The sequence below is a fragment of the uncultured Maricaulis sp. genome (assembly GCF_947259345.1).
In the GTDB taxonomy this organism is placed as follows: domain Bacteria; phylum Pseudomonadota; class Alphaproteobacteria; order Caulobacterales; family Maricaulaceae; genus Maricaulis.
Genome location: NZ_CAMYLS010000028.1, coordinates 1 through 21121, shown reverse-complemented (window position 1 = coordinate 21121; position 21121 = coordinate 1). Strand labels below are relative to the sequence as shown.

General features: G+C 65.6%; 22 protein-coding genes. 6 read left to right on the top strand and 16 right to left on the bottom strand.

Annotated elements, in window-relative coordinates; translation table 11 throughout:
- Window positions 1–92 precede the first annotated feature (92 nt).
- Window positions 93–2246 carry a TonB-dependent siderophore receptor gene (locus Q0X62_RS13025; RefSeq protein WP_297736571.1) on the top strand — a complete coding sequence of 718 codons (2154 nt, stop codon included), beginning with the start codon at window positions 93–95 and terminating at the stop codon, window positions 2244–2246.
- On the opposite strand, the gene Q0X62_RS13020 is transcribed toward Q0X62_RS13025, so the two are convergent.
- A complete protein-coding gene (locus Q0X62_RS13020; protein ID WP_297736566.1) occupies window positions 2243–3628 on the bottom strand; it encodes a cytochrome P450 in 1386 nt (461 codons plus the stop codon). The genes Q0X62_RS13025 and Q0X62_RS13020 overlap by 4 nt on opposite strands.
- A 97-nt stretch (window positions 3629–3725) precedes the next feature.
- Between Q0X62_RS13020 and Q0X62_RS13015 the strand changes: the two genes are divergently transcribed.
- Window positions 3726–4493 (top strand): hypothetical protein, encoded by a 768-nt coding sequence (locus Q0X62_RS13015; protein WP_297736563.1) that lies wholly within the window; start codon window positions 3726–3728, stop codon window positions 4491–4493.
- 6 nt (window positions 4494–4499) lie between these two features.
- Here Q0X62_RS13015 and Q0X62_RS13010 read toward each other — a convergent pair whose 3' ends face one another.
- Window positions 4500–5126, bottom strand: a complete 627-nt coding sequence (locus tag Q0X62_RS13010; RefSeq protein ID WP_297736560.1) for a helix-turn-helix transcriptional regulator — start codon at window positions 5124–5126, stop codon at window positions 4500–4502.
- An 80-nt stretch (window positions 5127–5206) separates the two neighbouring features.
- Here Q0X62_RS13010 and Q0X62_RS13005 point away from each other — a divergent pair, with 80 nt between their 5' ends.
- Together Q0X62_RS13005 and Q0X62_RS13000 are read left to right on the top strand one after the other, a co-directional pair.
- Entirely contained in the window at window positions 5207–5566 is a 360-nt protein-coding gene (locus Q0X62_RS13005; protein WP_297736556.1) for a DUF952 domain-containing protein, read from the top strand.
- Window positions 5563–6594 (top strand): quinone-dependent dihydroorotate dehydrogenase, encoded by a 1032-nt coding sequence (locus Q0X62_RS13000; protein ID WP_297736554.1) that lies wholly within the window; start codon window positions 5563–5565, stop codon window positions 6592–6594. The genes Q0X62_RS13005 and Q0X62_RS13000 overlap by 4 nt, the downstream gene beginning before the upstream one ends.
- Here Q0X62_RS13000 and Q0X62_RS12995 read toward each other — a convergent pair.
- From Q0X62_RS12995 to Q0X62_RS12950, 10 genes are all read right to left on the bottom strand, one after another.
- Window positions 6546–7913, bottom strand: coding sequence for an MATE family efflux transporter (locus Q0X62_RS12995; protein ID WP_297736551.1), 1368 nt, complete (start codon window positions 7911–7913; stop codon window positions 6546–6548). The two genes, Q0X62_RS13000 and Q0X62_RS12995, sit on opposite strands and share 49 nt — an antisense overlap.
- Window positions 7914–8011: 98 nt before the next feature.
- Complete coding sequence (locus Q0X62_RS12990; RefSeq protein ID WP_297736549.1) at window positions 8012–8392, bottom strand: thiol-disulfide oxidoreductase DCC family protein; 381 nt, start codon at window positions 8390–8392, stop codon at window positions 8012–8014.
- A 102-nt stretch (window positions 8393–8494) separates the two neighbouring features.
- Window positions 8495–8818: a UrcA family protein gene (locus Q0X62_RS12985; protein WP_297736544.1), complete on the bottom strand. Its 324-nt coding sequence runs from the start codon at window positions 8816–8818 to the stop codon at window positions 8495–8497.
- 208 nt (window positions 8819–9026) lie between these two features.
- Window positions 9027–9458: a PaaI family thioesterase gene (locus Q0X62_RS12980; protein WP_297736540.1), complete on the bottom strand. Its 432-nt coding sequence runs from the start codon at window positions 9456–9458 to the stop codon at window positions 9027–9029.
- Window positions 9455–9943: a PaaI family thioesterase gene (locus Q0X62_RS12975; RefSeq protein WP_297736537.1), complete on the bottom strand. Its 489-nt coding sequence runs from the start codon at window positions 9941–9943 to the stop codon at window positions 9455–9457. Before Q0X62_RS12975 ends, Q0X62_RS12980 begins: the two co-directional genes overlap by 4 nt.
- Before the next feature lie 60 nt (window positions 9944–10003).
- Window positions 10004–10837 carry a hypothetical protein gene (locus tag Q0X62_RS12970; protein ID WP_297736534.1) on the bottom strand — a complete coding sequence of 278 codons (834 nt, stop codon included), beginning with the start codon at window positions 10835–10837 and terminating at the stop codon, window positions 10004–10006.
- A gap of 74 nt (window positions 10838–10911) precedes the next feature.
- The gene (locus tag Q0X62_RS12965; protein WP_297736532.1) at window positions 10912–11232 is read right to left on the bottom strand and encodes a DUF6460 domain-containing protein; all 321 of its coding nucleotides are present in this window, start codon (window positions 11230–11232) and stop codon (window positions 10912–10914) included.
- A 59-nt stretch (window positions 11233–11291) separates the two neighbouring features.
- A complete protein-coding gene (locus tag Q0X62_RS12960) occupies window positions 11292–12122 on the bottom strand; it encodes a mechanosensitive ion channel domain-containing protein (protein WP_297736529.1) in 831 nt (276 codons plus the stop codon).
- 72 nt (window positions 12123–12194) lie between these two features.
- Complete coding sequence (locus Q0X62_RS12955) at window positions 12195–12929, bottom strand: hypothetical protein (protein ID WP_297736526.1); 735 nt, start codon at window positions 12927–12929, stop codon at window positions 12195–12197.
- Window positions 12930–13024: 95 nt separating this feature from the next.
- On the bottom strand, window positions 13025–13972 hold the full coding sequence (locus Q0X62_RS12950) for a hypothetical protein (protein WP_297736523.1): 948 nt from the start codon (window positions 13970–13972) through the stop codon (window positions 13025–13027).
- A gap of 137 nt (window positions 13973–14109) precedes the next feature.
- On the opposite strand from Q0X62_RS12950, the gene Q0X62_RS12945 reads away from it, so the two are divergent.
- Window positions 14110–16584 (top strand): ligase-associated DNA damage response DEXH box helicase, encoded by a 2475-nt coding sequence (locus tag Q0X62_RS12945; RefSeq protein ID WP_297736520.1) that lies wholly within the window; start codon window positions 14110–14112, stop codon window positions 16582–16584.
- On the top strand, window positions 16577–17290 hold the full coding sequence (gene pdeM / locus Q0X62_RS12940) for a ligase-associated DNA damage response endonuclease PdeM (protein ID WP_297736517.1): 714 nt from the start codon (window positions 16577–16579) through the stop codon (window positions 17288–17290). The genes Q0X62_RS12945 and pdeM overlap by 8 nt, the downstream gene beginning before the upstream one ends.
- 79 nt (window positions 17291–17369) lie before the next feature.
- On the opposite strand, the gene Q0X62_RS12935 is transcribed toward pdeM, so the two are convergent.
- The 4 genes from Q0X62_RS12935 to Q0X62_RS12920 all read right to left on the bottom strand — a co-directional run.
- A complete protein-coding gene (locus Q0X62_RS12935) occupies window positions 17370–17852 on the bottom strand; it encodes a DUF3429 domain-containing protein (protein ID WP_297736515.1) in 483 nt (160 codons plus the stop codon).
- A gap of 38 nt (window positions 17853–17890) precedes the next feature.
- Entirely contained in the window at window positions 17891–18739 is an 849-nt protein-coding gene (locus tag Q0X62_RS12930) for a TIGR02186 family protein (RefSeq protein WP_297736512.1), read from the bottom strand.
- A gap of 1 nt (window position 18740) precedes the next feature.
- Window positions 18741–19676 carry a sulfite exporter TauE/SafE family protein gene (locus tag Q0X62_RS12925; RefSeq protein WP_297736509.1) on the bottom strand — a complete coding sequence of 312 codons (936 nt, stop codon included), beginning with the start codon at window positions 19674–19676 and terminating at the stop codon, window positions 18741–18743.
- 6 nt (window positions 19677–19682) lie between these two features.
- Window positions 19683–21121: peptidoglycan-binding protein (locus Q0X62_RS12920; protein ID WP_297736506.1), on the bottom strand; the 1439-nt coding region annotated here is incomplete at its 5' end.

Genomic DNA, 21121 nt, shown 5'->3' with positions numbered 1-21121 from the left:
GGACTGGAATTTCCGGTCATTCATCGCACTTCCCTAACCAAATAGGCCTAAACGGGCGTCAAACGGTTCCGGAGGAGCATGAAGTGACCAGCGTGAAGCGCACGAGGCGCGTCGTCGCGGCCGGGGTCTGCCTGGCCGCGCTGGCGTGCGGGGCAGTCCAGGCGAGCGAGGCCGAGACCGGCGTCGCCGTCTACACGCCCGACGCTTTCGCCGAATTCCTGCCGCGCACCGCGCTCGACCTGGTCTGGCAATTGCCCGGCTTCGGCCTCAATGGCGGCGATAATGTTCGCGGCCTGTCAGGCGCCCAGGGCAATGTCCTGATCAATGGCCGACGCCCGCCCCGGGGCAGCGGATCGCTGGAGGGTCGCATCCGTGCCATCCGGGTCGAGGATGTGGTCCGGCTCGAGCTGATCGAACCCGGCGCCCGCGATGTCGACATGCAGGGTTATCCGCTACTGCTCAACATCGTCACGCGCAGCACAAGCGCCGCTCGTGTTGATGGCCGGATCGAGATCGAGCCGCGCGAGGATGGCGGCGAGGAATACCAGGGCGAGCTGACCACCGCCTGGTCGACCGGTCCGCTGGAGCTGGAAGCGCGGATCGACCTCTATGACGAGACGCTGACCGACTATGCCGAGATCCGCAGCTCGACGGCGGACGAGCCCTTTGCCCGGGCCACGGTCGATGAGTTGGAAGGCCGGACGCGCCGCGACTGGCAGGCCCTGGCCCGCCTCGCGATCGACCCGCGGAATGATCTCGAACTGACCCTGTCGAGCGAGCGCAATAACGATTTCAGCCGGCCGATCCCCGCATCGGCGGCAGAAGTCGGCGCCATTGAGGCCGGCCGCTATGACGCGATTGAGCGTTTCGGTTCGGCGCGCTGGCGCCATGCCTTGACCGACCGGATCGATCTGACGGGTCTGGTGACACAGCGCCAGGGCGAGGCGGTGTCCAGTGACAGCCTGGTGTCCGGCGGGTCGGTCAGCGAGTCGGCTTCCAGTCGTGAAACCGGCGAGACGGCGGCGCGGGCGGACATGCGCTGGCGTCCGACGGACGCGCTCGCTGTCGAGACCGGCCTGACCTGGGCCAGCAATACGCTGGAAGGGTCGTCCTCGGCGTCGATCGACGGTGTGAGCCAGACGGTTGATGGCGATGATGCCGCGGTCGAGGAGACCCGCTCCGCCATCCTCGCCTCGGCGACCTGGACTCCCAATTCACGGGTCTCGGCGACCTTTGGCGGTCGCGTCGAGCAGTTTTCGCTCGACAGTTCCAACGAGGGCGGGGCCTCCTTGAGCCTCACCGATATCGCCCCGCGGGCCGATCTTAACTGGGCCCTGCCAGACGACTGGACCTTGCGCCTGAGCACCGAGCGGCGGGTAGGACAGCTCGATCTCGGCCTCTTCCTGGCCTCGACCGATCTGGACAATGCCCTCAGCACGGCCGGGGCATCGACTCTGGAGCCGCCGCGTGACTGGATCAACCGGGTCACGCTGGAGCGCCGTTTCGGCGAGCGTGATCTTGTGCGCTTCGAGGGCGTGACACGCCGTTCGGATAATCCGGTGTCCAGCATTCTGGACGCGGATGGCGAGGTTCGCCCGGCCAATATCGGCCCGGAGAATGTCGCCCGCGCGACCGCGGAATTCGAGATCGAGCTCGACCGTTTCGGCTTTGACGGTCTGAGCCTGGACGGGATGGCCACGCATCGCTGGTCGGACCGGCTCGACCCGCTGCAGGGCTTTGCCCGCACCACGTCCGGGCATCGCGACTATCATTACAGGATCGGCCTTCGCCAGGAATGGGCCGATGGGCGCTATGTCGTGTCCGCGCGGCTCGAAGAGCGGGCACCGGCCATGCATTACTGGCTCACCGAGATCCGTAAGGAAGACAATGGCTTGAATGCCGAGCTGAATGGTGAGTGGCGGCATTCCGCGGCCTGGCGTACCGGTCTGTCGACACGTTGGCAGCAGGACCGGACCGATACGATCTATGTCTTTGACGGAGTTCGTGAGCCGGGCTCTGGCCCGGTCCTCGTGAATACGCTGACCCGGTCGGAAGGCGTCTATGCGAATTTGTGGTCGGAATGGGAGGTGCGACAGGCCGCCTTCTTCCGTGTGTCGCTGCGCTCGGGCCGTGACCGGTCCGGCACCAGCCGGGTCGACACGCCGCAGGGTGTGTTCCTGGACCAGCTTTCGCGCAGTGCCGATAATGTGCCGACCCTGAATATCCGGCTGCGCTTCCAGCGCTAGCGACGGCGGATCGTCATCGGCATGTCGGTATCCGGCTGCAGGGTGATGCGCATGACCGGAACCGGGTCGCGATCGCCGGCAAACTCGAAGCGCAGGCGCCGGACCAAGCAGGCCATGACGATGACCATTTCCATCATCGCAAAGCGCGCGCCGATACACACGCGCGGACCGAGCCCGAAGGGCAGATAGGCATCGCGCGGGATGGTGGTGGCTGCTTCACCCATGAAACGGTCCGGCACGAAGGCATCGGGCTGGTCCCAGATATCGCGCTGGCGATGCAACAGCCAGGTCGAGACCAGGACATCGGTTCCCGCCGGGACGGGCAGGCCGGTCACCAGATCCCATTCCCTGGATGTTCGCGCCAGCATGGGCGCTGACGGGTAGAGGCGCAGGCTCTCCTTCAGCACGGCTTCGGTGAAGGGCAGGTGGCGTGACCAATCCGCCGGTTCGGTGGTGTCGAGCGGAGCTGCGTCGATCTCCGCTTCCAGACGCGCCAGCGAGGCCGGATCGCGCGAGAGCAGATAGAGCGTCCAGGCCAGCGACCGGGCGGTGGTCTCGTGGCCGGCCGCGAGGAAGGTCAGGAGATTGTCGATGACGGCGGTATCGTCGAGACCGGCGCTGAGGAGCAGGTCCAGGAAGTCGGCGCTGCGGCCGCTTTCTTCCGGCGCGGGCGCGGCACGGCGGGCGGCGGCCACCGCGCCGACCTGGTCACGCAAATCCTTGATCACGGAACGCGATCGACCCTGGCCGATCCGTGGAAGCCAGCCGGGCAAGTGCATCAGGTCGAAGGGGTGGGGGATGCCGGATATCTCCAGCAAGTCACATATGCCGCGCGTGAAGCGGGCCTTGTCCAGTGCCTCATCGCCCGAGAAAAGCGTTTCCATCAAGACGTCCAGCGTCAGATCGACCATCAGGTCGGAAACGCTGATCGTCTCGCCGTCGCGCGCCGCGAGGGCTGCCATGGCGCTCTCGCACACGGCCTGGATCTGCGGCGCGAACCCGTTCACCTTGCGCGGGGTGAAAACCGGCGAGACAGCTTTGCGGGCGGTCTTCCAGATATCGCCTTCCGCGGTCAAAAGGCCGTCGCGCAGGAAGGGGCGCAGCACGGCCTGGCGCAGCGGGTTCATACCGTAATTGCCGGCATTGGAGACGAAGCAGTGATGGATCGCCTCCGGGTCGCTGACGATCAGGCTGGAGCGGCCGAGAAAACGGAAAGGCGCGAGGCGAATGGAGAAATGATGCTCCCCCCAGATCTCCAGCGGATTGCGCTGCATGGCCCGGAAATAGGTCCAGTAATCAGACAGTTCGAGCTTGCCGACGCCGCTATAGCTGGCATAGGGCGGCTTGGGCGGGACGAAGGCTGTGCGGGCAAGGTCTTCCATATCATGGCAAGCCTAGACCGATCCGGCAGCAGCGCCAGCGCGCGAATGGTCGCGCTTGCCAGTTTTCCCGGCTTCAGTCCTGCACTATCGTGAAGACATGAACCGTTTCCTCCTCGCGCCGCTCCTGCTTGTTTTCATCATCGCCACGCCCGCCCGCGCCGACCAGGCGGACGCGGAAGCGGCTTACCAGCAAGGCGCCTGGGAAGTGGCTGCCAATGAGGCCCAACGGCTGGAGACGGCGGACGGCTATGCCTTCGCCGCGGGCGCCCTGGTCGCCAGGCTGATGGTCGAGGATGTCGGAGACGGCCGTGAAGCCCTCGCGGAGCGCGCCATCGATCTGGCGGAGTATGCGCTGCATCTGGATGAAGATCATGTCGAGGCCCGGCTTCGGCTGGCCAGCGCGCTCGGTTTTCGCGGCCGCTATATGAGCGGCTGGCGCGCCTATCTGACGCGCCTGCCGCAGCGCGGGCGTTCGCTTCTGGAAGAGGTCGTGACCCGCCAGCCGGATAATGCCTGGGCGCTGGGCATGCTGGGCGCCTGGCATCTTGAGGTCGCGCGCCGCGGCGGTTCGCGCGGCCTGAGCGCGCTCGATGCGTCGGTTGAGGCCGGCATGGGCTATTACTCCCAGGCGATCGCGCTGGACCCGGAAAGCCCGGCGCCGCGCTACTTCCTGGCGCTCGGGCTCGCGGCTCTCGACGAGCCGGCCTATACGGCCCGTATCCGCGAATTGGTGGAGGGCGCCCGGCAGCTGCAAGCGCGGGACGCCTTCGATGCCGCCATACTCGGTGAGTTGGAAGAATTTGCCGCGCAGCTGGAAAACCGTCGCGCGGCTGCGGCCTGGGCCGACGCCCGACTCGAACGTTGACGGGCGCTACTGGCTGACCCAGACGATCCGCGACAGCCACGCGATCTGCGACAGTGGCAGGGTCAGACTGGGTTGCATCGGGTCGAGCGGCGTCAGGCGCACGGACTGCACGAGCTTTTCCGACAAGGTCCAGGCCGAACGCGTCCCATCCCGTCTTTGCACCACAACCCGGTCGCCCACCCGCGTGGGGGCCGTGTGTGAGACCACCAGGCGATCACCCGGCCGGTAGACCGGCAGCATGCGGCTGTCCTCGACCGTCAGGGCGAACGCCTCGTCCGGACCCAATCCGGGAAAGGGAATGGCCTCCCAGTCCGGTCCGGCGGGAAACCCCGCTGCATCGAAGGGCGCCTCGGCCTCGCCATCGGCCAGCCCGCGAGACGGCAACGCGCCGCCGCGCGGTTTGCCCGAAATCAGTCCGGCAAAATCATCAAAGTCCAGATGCGCCGCGGCCAACGCCTTGGCGATGCTTTCGGTGGACGGCCAGCGCGGTTTCTTGCCGTCTGCAGAGACACGTTTGGACGGATTGAAAGTGGTCGAGTCAAGGCCGGCCCGTCGGGCCAGTCCGGACGGGCTGGTCTGGGCATGCCGGGCCAGGCGATCAATCCCGCGCCAGATGTCATCATGGGTCAGCATGGGCGCCAAACGCTATAGGAAAATTGTCCCATGCGCGAGTCGCGCTTGCCCGAATCCGCCCCGGGCGCTAGGCCCTCCCCATGACCATGAAAACCGCATTCCGCCTCGCCACACCGGACCGCTGGTCACAGGTGATGGCCGAAGGTCGCTTCACCGGTGACCCGCATGATGTCGCCGATGGCTTCATCCATCTGTCGGCGGCCGACCAGGTCGAAGGCACGCTGATCAAGCATTATAATGATCATGAGCGCTTGCTGCTGGTCGAGATTGATCTCACCGCGCTTGGTGAGACGGTGAAATGGGAAAAGTCGCGCGGCGGGGCCTTGTTCCCGCATGTCTATGGCGAGATCCCGGCCAGCGCCGTACGCGGCCTGCGCCATGTCCGCCGCAATGAGGAGGGGGACTGGGTCCTGCCTGCCGATCTGGAGAGCCGTTCATGATCCATGATCTCGCCACGCGCCTGCTGCACGGTTTCGATCCGGAGACCGCACACCGACTGGGGGTTCAGGGGCTCAAGCTTGGCCTCGGCCCGCGCCAGTTCAGCCGGGATCCGGACATTCTGCACACGCGCCTGGCCGGGCTCGACCTGCCCAATCCGGTCGGTCTGGCCGCCGGCTTCGACAAGAATGCTGAAGCGCCTGACGCGCTGCTGGCGGCCGGTTTCGGCTTCGTCGAGTGCGGCGCGGTGACGCCGCGCGCCCAGGACGGCAAACCCAAGCCGCGCATCTTCCGCCTGGACGAGGACAAGGCCGTCATCAATCGCATGGGCTTTCCCAATCAGGGGCTGGATCTATTCCAGGCGCGCCTGGCGCGACGCGCCGGTCGCAAGGGCGTGGTCGGGGTCAATCTGGGGGCCAATCTCGATAGTGAGGACCGGGTCGCGGATTATGTGGCCTGTCTGACCGCGCTGCAGGACCTGGCGCAATTCTTCACCGTCAATGTGTCGTCCCCCAACACGCCGGGCCTGCGCACGCTGCAATCCTCCGGTGCGCTGGATGACCTTCTGGCGGCCGTCGCCGCGGTGGGTGCAAAGGCGCCGGTCTTCCTCAAGATTGCGCCGGATATTGATGACAGCGAAGCCGATGTCATGGTCGCAGCGATCCGGCGTCACAAGCTGGATGGCATCATCATCGCCAACACCACGATCACCCGGCCGGAAAGCCTGGTCAGCGACAAGATGGGGGAAGGCGGCGGTCTGTCCGGACCCCCGGTCTTTGCCCGCTCGACCGAGCTTGTCCGGGTCTTCCGCAAGGTGGCCGGACCGGAGATGGCGATTATCGGGGTCGGCGGCGTCTCCTGCGCCGAGACGGCCTATGCCAAGATCCGGGCCGGGGCGAATGCGATCCAGCTCTATACCGGTTTGATCTATGAGGGGCCCGGTCTGGTCCAGCGTATCAAGCGCGGCCTGGCGGAACGCCTTCAGGCCGACGGGTTTGCATCCGTGGCCGAGGCTGTCGGCGCCGAGTGAAGTCGGCGCTCGAGGGCCGGATAGGCGCTCATCAGGGCACCCGCACGGGCCAGGTAGAAGACCAGGAAGGCCGCCCAGACACCGTGATTGCCGAAAGTCGGCGCCAATAGGGCATCCGCGATCAGATAGACGACGACAGCGGCGAGACCGGCATTGCGCAGGATCTTGCCGCTCGTCGTGCCAATGAAAATGCCATCCATCAGCCAGGCCGGTGCGCCAAGGAAGGGCACTACGGCACACCAGGGCAGGTAGGTGATCGCCGCGGCTCGCGCCTCGGGGTCTTCGATCAGGGCGGTCAGGGCTGCTTCACCGAATAGCCAGGTCGCGATGGCGAAGGCGCCGCCGGCGATCAGCATGGGCTCCCCGGTCAGCTGGACAGAGCGCCGCAGGTCGCGCACGGATCGACGACCAAAAGCGCGGCCGGCCTCGGTCTCGGCCACGAAGGCGAAGGCGTCGAGGACGAAGGCCCAGACCGAGATGACCTGTAGCAGGACGTGATTGCCGGCCAGTGCGGCTGTGCCCTGGCGGGCGCCGGCATTGGCGAACCAGGTGAAACCGATGACCAGGGACCAGGTCCGGATCATCAAATTCACATTGACCTGGAAGAGCTCGCGAATGGCGGCGGGGTCGAGCAGTTTGGCGCGATCCAGCACGCCGCGGGCCCAGCCGGACTGCCGTTTCAGCACGAAGGCCATGAAGGCCAGGCCGATCAGCAGGGCAACCCATTCCGCGATCGCGGTTGCGGCGCCGACGCCGCCCGGACCGTAACCGAGGCCGAGCACGAACCATAAATCCAGCGCGATATTGATCACGCTGAATGCGACATAGATGGCCAGGGTCGCGGCATTGCGACCCAGCCCGATCAACCAGCCCGACAGGGCAAAGCAGGCGAGCGCGGCGGGTGTGCCCCAGGCCCGCGCGAGCAGGTAATCGGCCCCCTTGTCCTCGACGCGGGCCTCACCCTGCAGGATGGCAAAACCGGCCAGGGCGATGAGGTCGCGCAGCAGGAAGACCAGCAGGCCGAGCGCGCCGGCAATGGCCAGCGCGCGCAGCAGGATGCGCTGGGTCTCGGCCCGATCACCGGCACCATCGGCCTGGGCTGTCAGCCCGGTCGTCCCCATGCGCAGAAAGTAGAAACTCCAGTAAAAGACCGAGAAGAGCGCGCCGCCCAGGGCCACGCCGCCAAGATCCGCCTTGTCGCCCGACAGGCCAAGCACAAACGTGTCGGCAACACCGGCGAGGGGGACGGCGGCATTGGCAAAAACCAGCGGCCAGGCCCGTTTGATGACGTCGAGCCGGGTGAGGGACGGAATGGACATGATCCGCACCTAGCCCGGCCCGGCAAGCCGCGCAATAGCCGCTCGCCCGTGCATTGGAGCGTGGTGCTGTCCCCGCCCGTCAGCCGAAGCAATTGATGCTAGCTCGAGCGCTCGCAAACATCGTCGCGGCATCGGTCGCGCGGTCGAAGCGGGATCAGCCAGAGATAGATCTGGTTGAGCACGATGCGGATCGGGGCGGGCCGGGTCAGGCGGGCCAGCCAGCGCAGCCCGCGGCACTCGGTCGGCATCCGGTCCCAGATCGCCAGGAAGGCCGACCAGCCGGTCACGACGCGCCCATCGGGCAGTCGCACATGCAGGCTGGCCAGGGCCGCGTCCCGATCAATGTCATCAGGGAGATCGCCATTGCAGCCATGCAGCCGGATCAGCTCCGGAGCCCGGCTCACATACGCGTTCATCTCATGCCGGCAGATCGGGCAGAGATCATCATAGTAAGCCGTAATGGCGTTGGATTGTGTCATGGGAAGAGTGTGGCACCCACCGCCGCTTCCGGCGATGGGGCAAGGCGTCACAGGCGACCGCACCAGCCCCGAGGGCGGTCGCCCGCTTCACCGGGATCACGTCTATTGCGCGGTAATGACCACCGCCACCGAGCGGCTGTTGGCTTCGGCATATTCGCGGTTGAGTTGGTCGATGGCGTCCGCATAGGTCGCGTTGACACATTCCTGGCGGATGCGTTGGGCGACCAGGCCTCGCAGTCCGTGCGGACGGCAGACCCGCTCGGTGGCGACGCGGATGCGGTTCTCGATGGCGTCCCAGCCGGCTTCGCTGGTGAGTTCATCGGTGTGGAAGTGGACGGTCTGGGTCGGAACCGTTTCGTCGGCGGCCACCGCCAGGGGTGTCAAGGTCAGGCTCGTGGTGAGCGCGGCAAGTGTCGTGATAAGCATGGGGCTTGTCTCCTCAATGTGGCCGGTCACCCCTCTGTGACCCGTCACCACGATTGGAAGATTGCCTGGTGCAAGCTCTCCGCGCTCTGACCGCTAACCTAAACCTTTGAGAGATAGCGTTTAGAAACTGTCCGCTTTGTAAGTCCGGTGTAAGCCCGGTTCAGGAAAGTGCGCCCAATGGGAGCATGGGTGCGACGAATGACACCGCTCAGGCCGGGGCGTCCGTGGTCTCGCTTCGGGCCGGTGTAATCAGGAAATGTCCGTGCAGGGTGGCGACCGGGGCATCGATGCGGTTCTGCCAGGCTTCGACGCGGACATTGGCGACGCGTCGACCGGAGCGGGCGAGGATGGCGCGGGCATAGACGTCCTGGGCGCGCGCCGGTCGCAGATAATCAATCGCGACATCGATCGGCTTGGGCAGGCGATCCAGCGGTTGGCTGGCCAGCAGCGACGCGGACGCGACAATCTCCAGGAAGGCCCCGACCGCCCCGCCATGCAGGGCCGGGATGAGGGGGTTGCCGACCAGATGGTCCGCGAAGGGCAGCACGCCGGTTAGTTCATTGCCACGTTGGTCCAGACGGACGCCAAAGCGGGCCACATAGGGCGCAGCCATCAGTGTTTCGATCAGTTCACGGCTCATGACATGCGCCCTTCGGTATAGGCGCGGCGTGCGCGTTCCTGGGCAGCTTTGGAGGCCTTGGTGATCATGAAGGCGGCCTGGGCGATGGCGACGGGGTCGTCGGGGTCGCCGTCATGGGCGGTGGCGCGGACAAAGGCGACTAGCCCGTGGGATTTCAGGGACCGGGCCTGGGCGGTAACATCAAGCCCCGGTTTCGCCGGTCGCAGATAGTCGATCCGCAAGTCCAGTGTCGCGGGTGTGTCCCGTGCACCGAAGCCCGCGAAGGCGGCCATGCCGCAGGCGTGATCCAGCAATGCCGTGATTACACCCCCATGCAGTGTCCCGGCGTCCGGATCGCCGACGAGGCTGTCGTCATAGCGAGCCTGCATCACGGCCTCTCCCGGGGTCAGCGAGACCAGCGACAGGCCAAGCGCGACCGCATGCGGCGAACCGGTGACAATCAGCGGAGCGATGGAATCGAGGCGGGACTGGATATCGTCGGTCATGGCGGTCCTGAACAGGTTTCCCGCCATGATAGGGCAGGGCGTGCTTCGCCGGAAGGGGGCTTAGCGGCGACCCATACGCTTGGCGACGACCTGTTCAAGGCCGGTGACCACCGGTTCGCGCAAGGGATTGCCATCCTCCGCCATCCGGACCAGTTGCGCGAGCGCAGCGCGGTGCATCTCCACGACTTCAGCCTCGCTCTCCGTGTAGTCGCTGACCATGGTGAGAAAGCGTTGGAGTGATCGACCGACGCGCATGGCCAGACGGTCTCCGGTCAACTGGGTTTCGTTGACCAATGCGACGGCAGCAGCCCGGGCGGCCGCCATCGGTGTGGTCAGCTCTGCTTCGACATCGGCTGTGCGCTTGCAGGCGGGGCCATGCGCCCGGCGCGGCCGACGCCGCCGGTCCGGTCCGGTAAAACGGGCGACATCAACGAAGGGACGCGGCCTCGCGTCAAGCGAACGCAATCGGTCTTGCAGCGTGATCGGCGCAATTGGCGTGACCAGGAATTCGGACACGCCGGCGTCGCGGGCCTGTTCAATCTCGCGCCGTGAGCGGGGCGGCGAGATGAAGACGATGGGCGTCGCCCGAAACGCGGCATTCTCGGTCTCGCGGATTGCGCGTACCAGCTTCAACCGATCTTCATTCGGGTCGTCATGAGTATGCCAGCCGGCGATGATCACGCTGGGCGTCCGCTCGCTGATCTGCTCGATCACCATGTCGCCACGCTTGGCGAGCATGACGTCATTTGCCCCGGCATCGCGCAGCAAGCCGATCAGCATGTTGCGGAGAAACCCGTTCGATTCCAGCAGCAGCGGGGCTTCACTGCAGGCGAGATCGGCCTCGAGAGGCGACGCCAGCGAGGCGGCGGACAGGGTTGGGGCGAGCGCGTTCACGCCCTCCGTCTAGCAAGGCTTTCTTGCTATCCGGCAAAGGAAGTTGGTTAACAAAACAGAACCAACTGAAAGGCTTAGCGGTTGCGCAAGGCCCCGAGGACGCGGAAGACGATCCAGATCGGTATGACCAGAACAGCGCCGAGCAGGAAATACTCGATCGCCCAACCCACCGAGTGGGTCAGGAATTCGATGAAACGCCCCCAGGACTCGGCAATGGTACCGAAGAAGTCGACCCAGAGGCGGCGCGGGTTGACGTGGAAAGCTGCCAGTACAAAGCCGGCCAGCACACACAGGACGATGACCCGGATGATGTCGGTCGAGCCGATACGGATCAGGCGCTGGACGAAGGTGCTGCGCTCGGGTGTGCCGCCGGCGGATGTGTCGCGATCTGTCATCAGGCCAGCTTACCTTCAAATGAGGCGCAATCGGGGCCGAAGCCCCGCTGCCTGCCCCGTCAGCCCTTGCGGGCGATATTGACGCGGTGCGGATAGGGAATGGAGATGCCGTTCTTGTCGAAGGCTTCCTTGACGTTCTTCATCGCGTCGAAGTGCACGCCCCAATAGTCATCGGTATTGCACCAGGCCCGCGCGAGAATATCGACCGAGGATTCGCCGTGTGCCGAGACGGCTGTAAAGACCGCCGGATCATCGAGCACCCGTGCGTCGGCCGACAACACGTCCGTAATGACCGCTTGGGCCTTGGTGATGTCGTCGCCATAATCGATCGAGAAGACGAGATCGACGCGGCGGGTCGGATTGGCCGAGTAATTCGTGATCGTATCGCCCCAGGACTTGCCATTGGGGAGGATGATCCGCTTGTTGTCGCCGGTGGCCAGGACTGTGGTGAACAGGGTGATTTCCTTGACTGCGCCAGACACACCCGCCAGCTCGACCCAGTCGCCAAGGCGGTAGGGGCGGAAAAGAATGATCATGACGCCGGCAGCCAGGTTGGACAGTGTGCCCTGCAGGGCGAGACCAATGGCCAGGGAGGCGGCGCCGAGCGTCGCGACGAAGCTGGTCGTTGGGATGCCGAACGTGCCGAGCATGGCGATGACGACCATCGCCATGATGCCGTAATAGGCGAGCGAACCGAAGAAGGCGCCCAGCGTATTGTCCATCCGCTCGCTCTTTTGCGCGGCATTGCGGATGGCCTTGCGTACCGAGCCGGCAATCGCGAGGCCGATAATGAGAATAATGGCCGCGAGCACGACATTCGTGCTGGCCGCGATTGCGGTTTCGACCAGCGTGGCGAGCGTTTCCGGATTCATGAGATCTTCGGGATTCATGGATTTCCCCCTGGGCATTCAGTTCTGAAATGCTCCTAGCCCCTTCTTCGTGAAAGGGGAAGGGCTATCCGGCTATTCCGCCGGGGCCTCGACAGCGGCGGGCTGGGCGTCGCGCACGATATTGATCTTCTGCCAGATCTTGGCCGACATGTTCGACGTCAGGCTTTCGATATCATTGACCGCGGCGATTACCACCGGGTCGCGGGAGCTTTGCGCGTAAAGCGCCGCGATCTTTCCGGCGAGGCTCAGGGCTTCGGCGCAATAGTCGAGATAGCGCCCCAGCTCGAACTCGCTCATCGCCCGTTCCGGTGACGCCGTCGTGCGCGGGCCCAGCCGCAAGAGCGCTGTCGGGTCCTTGGTCAGCTGGTGCATGTCGATGACGTGGGCGACCGAGCGCAGCTCGTGCAGGTCGTCGAGCGCCAGCGATCGTTTCAGCCGCTCTTCGACCCGGCTGAGGGTGAAAATCGCCACCGCAGCCAGGATCACGATGTTCAGACCGGCCTCGACCCCCTCGAACACGGTAAAGACATCGGCCGCTGTCCCGGTGTCCCGGGCCCAGTTGAAGACGCGTTCGCCGACATAGGCGAGGCCGGCCATGGCGAGCAGGATGGCGATGATCGTGCCGCTGCGCAAAAAGAGATAGGGCCGGGAGAGGCGCTGGCTGCGGCGACGGTCGCGCTTGGCCAGGCCGATCAATTCGTCGACGACATTGTTGAAGCTGGCGGTCGGGAACCGGTCACGCGATCGCGCGGCGAGGCGCTCCAGCGTGGTGACGATATGGTCCGAATTCAATTGCGTGAATGGCACCGCTACCCCCCCGGACACGGTCTGGCCTCAAAACAGGCCTCGTCTGTCTTAACGCGCCCCCCCGACACCTGTCACGCCGGAAGCCGCGCCTGGCGTCAGGTCGCGGCCGCGACAGCGGCAGTCGAGCCGGCCACGGCAGCGATCACGGCGGCCTGGGCGGCCAGGATGGCGGCAAGATCACGCGCGGCGGCATGCGGCTGACTGGTGCCGGTCTGAGCCTGCGCCAGGCGCATGGCAAGGCGGGCAGCGACCTGGCCGGACGGGCGCGGTCTCAGGGCGCGAACGGCTTCGAAACTGGTGACCAGCTTGTCGGCAATTTCCGGCCCGCGGCCACGCGAAGCGAGTACGGCCAGTCCGGTCTTGCCAACGCCGTTGCGCAGCACGGGGCGTCCGCGAACCGCGGTGTTGAGACTGGTCCAGGCCGCGGCGAGCTCGCCCGGATCGATGGGGCCGAGGCAGATTTCCTGCGCGGCGCCTTCAACATGATGCCCCGGCACACCGGCCGAGCGCAGTGCCTGGCGAGCTTTGTCCAGCTTGGCGCGCGCATATTCCGGCGTGTCGCCCAGCGCTGCGAATGCGGCCGCCAATACATCTTCGCGCGCCGGCACGCGTCGCCACCAGGGCAGGGTGATTTCGTCCAGAATGTCGAAGAAGTTATCGATCTGGTTGGCCTCGCCGCCGGCCACGACCAATGCGAGTGCGGCACAGGATCCGCCATGGCTTAGCGAGCGGCAACCCCGTTCGCGTCGCCGTTCATTGAGTGCCGCGCGGGCGGTAAAGAAGTTGTCGGCCGACCGATTGGAGGCGGCGAGGGCGGCGGAGAAGACAAGGCGCATGGCTCGCCCGGGAGATCGCCAGGTGCCCAGGCCTTCATTCATGCGATCGCGAATCTGGAAGCTGCGTTCGGTCAGGGTCTCAGCGCTCTCGCTCGACGAGATGCAGGCCAGTGCGGAGAAGCGGCCATACAGGCGCTCACCCTTGCTGGCGCGTTCACTGAACGCCGCATCAAGCCGTTGAAACCGTTCAATGACGGCGTTGACCATGACCCAATTTCCCTCGCTAATACTACTCTTGCCTGCGAGCATGGCGAAAACGGGGCATAACCGGCAGGGGGACGCTCAGGGCTGTCTTCCCCCTATGAAGATGGGGCGCCTCGCCATGGGGCCGCTAAAGAGAGTTGATGCCGCCAGTGACTGCCCCTGCCTGTCTGCCACCGCAGTTTGTCGACTGGTTTGCCACGCGCGGCTGGGCGGCGCGGCCCCATCAGCTTGAGATGATCGCCGCGGCCGAGGCCGGTGAGGACGCGCTTCTGATTGCGCCGACCGGGGGCGGCAAGACGCTGGGCGGCTTCCTGCCCAGCCTGATTGATCTCGCGACGACGACTTTGGAGCCAGGGCGCAATCGACCGCACGCGCTTCACACCCTCTATATCTCTCCGCTCAAGGCGCTTTCCGTGGATGTCGCCCGCAATCTCATGATGCCGGTCGAAGAAATGGGACTGGATTTGCGGATCGAGACCCGCACCGGTGATACGTCCGCCAGCAAGCGGCAGCGCCAGCGTGCCCACCCGCCGGACATTCTCCTGACCACGCCGGAACAGCTCGCCCTGTTCTGTGCCACAGCCAATGCCGAAGCCTTTTTCCGCGATCTCAAACGCATCATTATTGACGAGATTCATGCCATCGCGCCGCAAAAGCGCGGAGATCTGCTCTCGCTCGACCTGGCGACCATCCGCCAGTGGGCGCCGCAAGCAAGGCGGGCCGGACTCTCTGCCACTGTCGCTGACGAAGGCGGGCTGGCCCGCTGGCTGGTCGCACAGTCACCCGACGAGGACCGCTTCGCCCGCATCGTGCGCGGTTCGGCGGGGGCCAGGCCGGAGGTCGAGATTCTCGATCCGTCCGACCGCATTCCCTGGGCCGGTCATTCCGGTCGCCATGCCCTGGCTGACGTCTATGAGCGGATCAAGGGCGCGAAAATGGCGCTGGTCTTCGTCAATACGCGCTCCCAGGCCGAGCTGACCTTCCAGGAGTTATGGGCGCATAATTCCGACAATCTTCCGATCGCCCTGCATCACGGATCGCTGTCGCCGGAGCAGCGGCGCAAGGTGGAAAAGGCGATGGCCGAGGGGCGGCTCAAGGCGGTTGTGTGTACCTCCACGCTCGATCTCGGCATTGACTGGGGTGATGTCGATCTGGTCGTGCAGATGGGGGCACCGAAAGGCTCCTCCCGGCTCATCCAGCGGCTGGGCCGCTCCAATCACCGGCTTGATGCGCCCTCCAAGGCGCTGCTGGCGCCGACCAACCGCTTCGAGCATCTTGAGTGCCAGGCCGCGCGCGAGGCCGTGGCCGAGAACGCGCTGGATGGCGAACCCTTGGGTGCGGGAGCCTTTGACGTGCTGGCCCAACACATCATGGGACGTGGCTGTGGTGATGGTTTCATCGCGGATGCGCTGTTCGACGAAGTGCGCAGCGCCACGCCCTATGCCCATCTCGACCGCGAGACCTTTGATCGTGTGCTCGATTTCACCGCGACCGGCGGCTATGCGCTGAACACCTATGAGCGCTTCCGTCGTCTGGTGCAGCGCAAGGACGGGCGCTGGCTGGCCCGTACGCCGCAAATCGCCCAGCGTTATCGCATGAATGTCGGCACGATTGTCGAGGCGCCGATGCTGGACGTGGTCGTGTCGGCGCGCGGGCGAGGCGGGCACCGGCTAGGACAGATCGAGGAATGGTTCGTCGAGCAGCTCACGCCCGGCGACACCTTCATCTTTGCCGGTCAGGTCCTGCGCTTTGTCGGCATCGAGGAAATGTCGGCGCGCGTGGTGCGGGCGGCTGACGCCGACCCGAAGATTCCCTCCTACCAGGGGGGCAAGTTCCCGCTTTCCACCTATCTCGCAGCGCGGGTGCGGGAGCTGGTCCAGACTCCGGACCAATGGGACAGTTTGCCGGACCAGGTCGGCGACTGGCTCAGGCTGCAGGCTGCACGCTCGCGCCTTCCGGCGGCCGACGGGCTTCTGGTTGAAACCTTCCCGCGTGCGGCCCGCTATCATCTGGTCTGCTACCCCTTCGAGGGACGCCTGGCCCATCAGACGCTCGGCATGTTGCTGACCCGGCGTCTGGAGCGTCTGGGCCTGCGCCCCATGGGCTTTGTCGCCAATGAATACGCCGTCTCGGTCTGGGGGCTGCGTGACCTCTCCGGCCTCGATTTTGATGCCCTGTTTGACGAAGACATGATGGGGGATGACCTTGATGCCTGGCTGGCCGAGAGCCAGTTGATGAAACGCACTTTCCGTAATTGCGCGGTGATTGCCGGCCTGATCGAGCGCCGCTTCCCAGGCCAGGAGAAGACCGGGCGCCAGGTCACCTTCTCGACCGACCTCATCTATGACGTGTTGCGCGAGCACGAACCCGACCACATTCTTCTGCGCGCGGCTTGGCAGGATGCGGCGGCCGGCTTGCTGGATATCCGCCGGCTGGGCGAAGCCTTGTCGCGCATTCGCGGCCGGGTCACCCATGTGCCGCTGGACCGGATCTCGCCGCTGGCCGTGCCGGTCATGCTGGAGATCGGCAAGGAACCGGTCTATGGCGAGGGGCATGACAGCATCCTGGAGGACGCTGCCGAGGATTTGATTGCGGAGGCCGTCCGGCTTGACTGATGCGCTCACCGACCACGCCTTCAGTCTTGCCGGCGCGCGTGCCATCGCCGATCCGGACGGTGTCCTCATCCTGCCCGACAGCGACACCCTGATTGTCTCGGACCTGCATTTCGAGAAGGGCTCGTCCTTCGGCATGGGCGGCCAGATGCTGCCGCCCTATGACACCCGCACCACTCTGCGCCGTCTCGCTGACGCGATCAGTCGCCACCGGCCGCAATCCCTGATCGCGCTGGGGGATAGTTTTCACGATCGTCTGGCCGATCGGCGCATGGACGGGGCCGATGCCGAACGCCTGGCCGATCTGGTGGCGAGTGTCTCGCGCTGGGTCTGGATTGAGGGCAATCATGATCCCGCGCCACCACCGCAATTCGGCGGCGAGGTCAGGCACACGCTCGAAATCAATGGGCTGGTCTTGCGTCATGAGCCGACCGAGGGGGCCGCGCCGGGCGAAATCGCGGGCCATCTTCATCCCTGTGCCAAGGTGCGCGGGCAGGGGCGCTCGGTCAGGGCGCGCTGCTTCGCGACCGATGGTCAAAGGCTGATCATGCCGGCCTTTGGCGCTTATACAGGTGGGCTGAATATCTGTGATCCGGCCTTCGCGCGCTGCTTCGGTGCAACACCCGGTGCACTCGTCATGGGGCGGGCGCGGGTCTATCCGGTCGCCGCAAAGTCCTGCGTGCCGGATCGCTATGCGTCAGCATCCTGACCGCCCCCGGACCCGACCCGGCTGATCAATCCCATTTGCTGGCGTCATTTTCCTGCGGTCGGGCCTTCAGGGCGACCAATTACGAGGTCAGCGGGTAGAGGGCGAGCATCAGGATGCTCGCGCCGACCGCGCCACCCGTCAGGATGGCCCGCAATCGGCCATACCAGCTCGGCAGGTCGCCGCGTTGGCTGGCGGCGCGATCCCAGCGCCAGTGGATCACGAGGCCGACAAGGATCAGGGCAAATCCGGCCAGGGGCAGGCCGAGCCAGAGCAGAAGCGCTGCAGCCAGGCCCGCCAGGCTTGGCAGAACAGACAGGATGAAGACCGGCCTTAGCTGATCCTGAGCTGGGTCCTGGTCCGGCGCGAGGGCCCGCCCCCACCGGACCCCGCCCAGAAAACCGAGAATGATCGCCGCATAGACGACGAAGAGAACGCCCTCCGCCGCCGCCGAGCGGTTGGTGAGAACCGCGTGCAGGGTCAGGGCGACCGGAATCCAGAAGGGGATCCAGCCGGCGAGGCCGAGCCAGAGCGGCGTGAGCGGAAGGGACAATGTCTTGGCCATACCGCAAAACTAGGCGCGCGGAAGACCACGGAAAGGTCCTACCGCCGATTGAATGCCAGATTTGCGATATAGCCGGCGATCATGGCCATCAGCACGCAAAACAGCCCGTACAGCACGGGCAGGTCATGGGCGAATTCGAAGAAGAAGCGCTCAATCCCGGCCTTCTCGACCCGCAGGCTGGCGGAGCGGCTGGCGATCGGACGGCCACCGCGGAACAGATAGACTTCGGCCACATAGTTTCCCACCGGAGTCAGCGGCGGCAGCGCGATTGTCGCCCGGAACAGGCCGCCATCAAGAATCTCCACACCGCGCTGCGCTTCCGCGAAGACATCGTCGCGCCGCCCGGCCCGGGCGATCGCGTCCAGATACTCACTGACGCGGTCCTGCCGGATCAGGGCCGGGGGTTCGGCCTGCTCGCCGGGCTCTGCGGGCGGGTTGGTTTCGCCGGCGCCGTCAACCACGGTCGAGGCGCGCAGCAACCAGCTTGCTTCCATGGCCCTCGCATTGGCTTCCAGCATGGCTTGCAGGCCGATACCGCTGCGTTCCAGTTCGTCCGGATGCGCAATGGTTTCCAGCGGCAGGGATGTGGCGATGGCGTAATAACTGGGCACATCATCGAATTCCAGCGGTGCCGAATTGACCCAGATCCCGAAGCTGCGGGATTTCTGCATCACCCGCAAATCACGGCCCGGCCCGCGCAAGACGACGACGATCTCGTCCTGGATGGTGAGGCCGCGCGTGGCCCCGTAGAGCACAAGTTCAGCCCCGTCGAAATCTTCGCGGATCTCGACGGTTTCCTGGGTCAGGGCGGCGACAATGCCAGGCGCTTCGGTGGCGATCTGGGGCTGGCCTTGAAGACCGAGCGCGAGCAGGAGGGCTGCGATCATCTCAAAAGCCCTCCCCGGCGCCGCGCGGCAGGATGGTGAACAGGTCGGACGGGGTCACGACCAGGTCCCAGCCCATTTTCAGGCAGACGGCGAGGACCAGTGCGGCGAGCAGGGCCCGCAATTCCTCGGCCTTCACATTGCGTCCGGCCCGGGCTCCGAACTGGGCGCCGATCACGCCGCCGACCGTCAGGAGGAGGGCAAGAAGAATGTCGACCGTCTGGTTCTGGGCCGCTTGCAGGAAGGTGGTCAGCGCCGTGACGAAGAGAATCTGGAAGAGTGAGGTGCCGACGACCACATTGGTGGGCATGCGCAGCATATAGATCATGGCCGGGACCATGATGAAGCCGCCGGCCACGCCCATGATGGCGACCAGCGTGCCGACAAAGAAGCCGATGGCGACCGGCGGGATCACCGAGATGTAGAGGCCGGATGCCGGGAAACGCATCTTGAAGGGCAGGCGGTCGATCCAGCCCCGTTTGCGCAGTGATCGCCGGCCGCCGGACTTGTCAGGATTGGCGGCCCGGATGATCGCGCGAACGCTTTCGATCATCATCAGCCCGCCGACGATGCCGAGAAAGCCGACATAACTCAGTGAGATGATCAGGTCGATCTGGCCCATGCCGCGAAGCAGGGCAAACAGCTGCACGCCAGCAATCGAGCCCGAGGAGCCGCCGATCAACAGCAAGACTCCCATCTTCAGATCCAGGGTTTTTCGCTTCCAGTGCGGAAAGACACCCGATGTCGAGGAGGCAATGATCTGGTTGGCGCCGGTGGACACGGCGACGGCGGGTGGCACACCGATGAAAATCAGAAGCGGGGTCATCAGGAAGCCGCCGCCGACCCCGAACATGCCGGACAGAAAGCCAACGCCGAGGCCCAATCCGAGCAAAAGGAAGATGTTGACCGAGATTTCCGCGATTGGGAGATAGATCTGCACCGCGGATCAGCCCGCCGCGGCGCGTTCGAGCCGTTCAAGGAGAACGGTGTCAACACGTCCGGTGCGGGGAAGGCCCTGATCAGCCTCGAAGGCCATGATGGCGTTGCGGGTTCGATCCCCGATCTCGCCGTCAAGCGGTCCCGGGCCATAGCCGAGAACAGAGAGGAAGCCCTGGGCCCGGCGAACCATCGCCATGTCCGTTGTCGCGACGCGCTCCCAGGGCAGATCAGCATAAATGCCATTGGCCTCGCCATCGAGCGGCCGTGGCGTGAAGCCGGCGGCCGTGGCACGGGCTGCCGCAAGGGCTTCGGGTTCGATCATTTCGGCCAGGGTCGCGGCGCGCTCGGATGCGGTCGGATCGCTGTCGCTGGCGGCAATGGTGAACCAGGCATAGGCATCGGGCAGGCTCAATGGCACGCCGTCGCCGGTCTCGTAGAGCAGCGCCAGATTGAACTGGGAATCGCGCAGACCAAGCAAGGCGGCCTCCTGGAACCAGCGTGCCGCCGTGTCCATGTTCTGCGCGGCACCGGTGCCATAATAGTACATCACACCGAGATTGTGCATGGCGCGGCGATGACCGGCATTGGCGGCGCGTTCGGTCCAGCGGCGGGCATCCTCGAGATTGATCTCGACGCCCTCGCCGGTCTCCAGAAGCTTGCCGAAGCGATATTGAGCCGCCGGAACGCCTTGTTCAGCGGCGCGGCGCAACAGGATGGCGGCGGTTTCGGCGTCGCCGTTTTCCAGGGCCCGAATGCCGAGTTGGTATCGCGCAACCGGATTGCCCTCGGCTGCCGCGCTTTCGAGCGTCATACGGCCGGGATTATTGGACGCCGTCTCAACCGGTCGGCGGGTCGGTGCGGGAACAGGCTCGACCGGATCGCTGGCCGGCAGGCTGGTGCCGGTGGCATCGGCGACCTGGTTGGTCGGCGGACGAACCGGGTCCGGTTCGGCGACGGGCGCCTGTGTCTCGCTGGTGCCGGGACCGTCATCCTGCGCCGCAGGTCCGCTCGCCCTGGCGGCAGGCTCACCCGCGCTGCCTGCGGGATCGGGTTCGCGGGCCGCAAGCTGGATCGGGTCGGCGGTCGTGGCTGCTGCCGGGTCCGAGCCCGACAGATCGGCCTCGACCTGGGCGATGAAGCTGCGTTCGGCCTCGGCTTCCGCGGCCACGCGCTCGTCATTGCCTTGCAGGGCCTCCCAGATCAGGAGCGCCCCAGCTCCGGAGAGCATGACCAACGCCACGACCGGCAATGTGTAGAGCAGGGTGCGGCCGAGTTTGGATTGCGGCGCGCGGCGGTCGCCCGCGTCATGGGACTGGCCGGGCAGGTCTGCGCGCGTGCGTTCGCGGGCTGCGGCCAGGAAATCGGCATCAGCCGTTGCACCCATGCGCTGGGGCTGAGTCGGGCGTGCCGGCGATCGCGGCGTCGCAGGCTGCGCGGCCGGCGTCT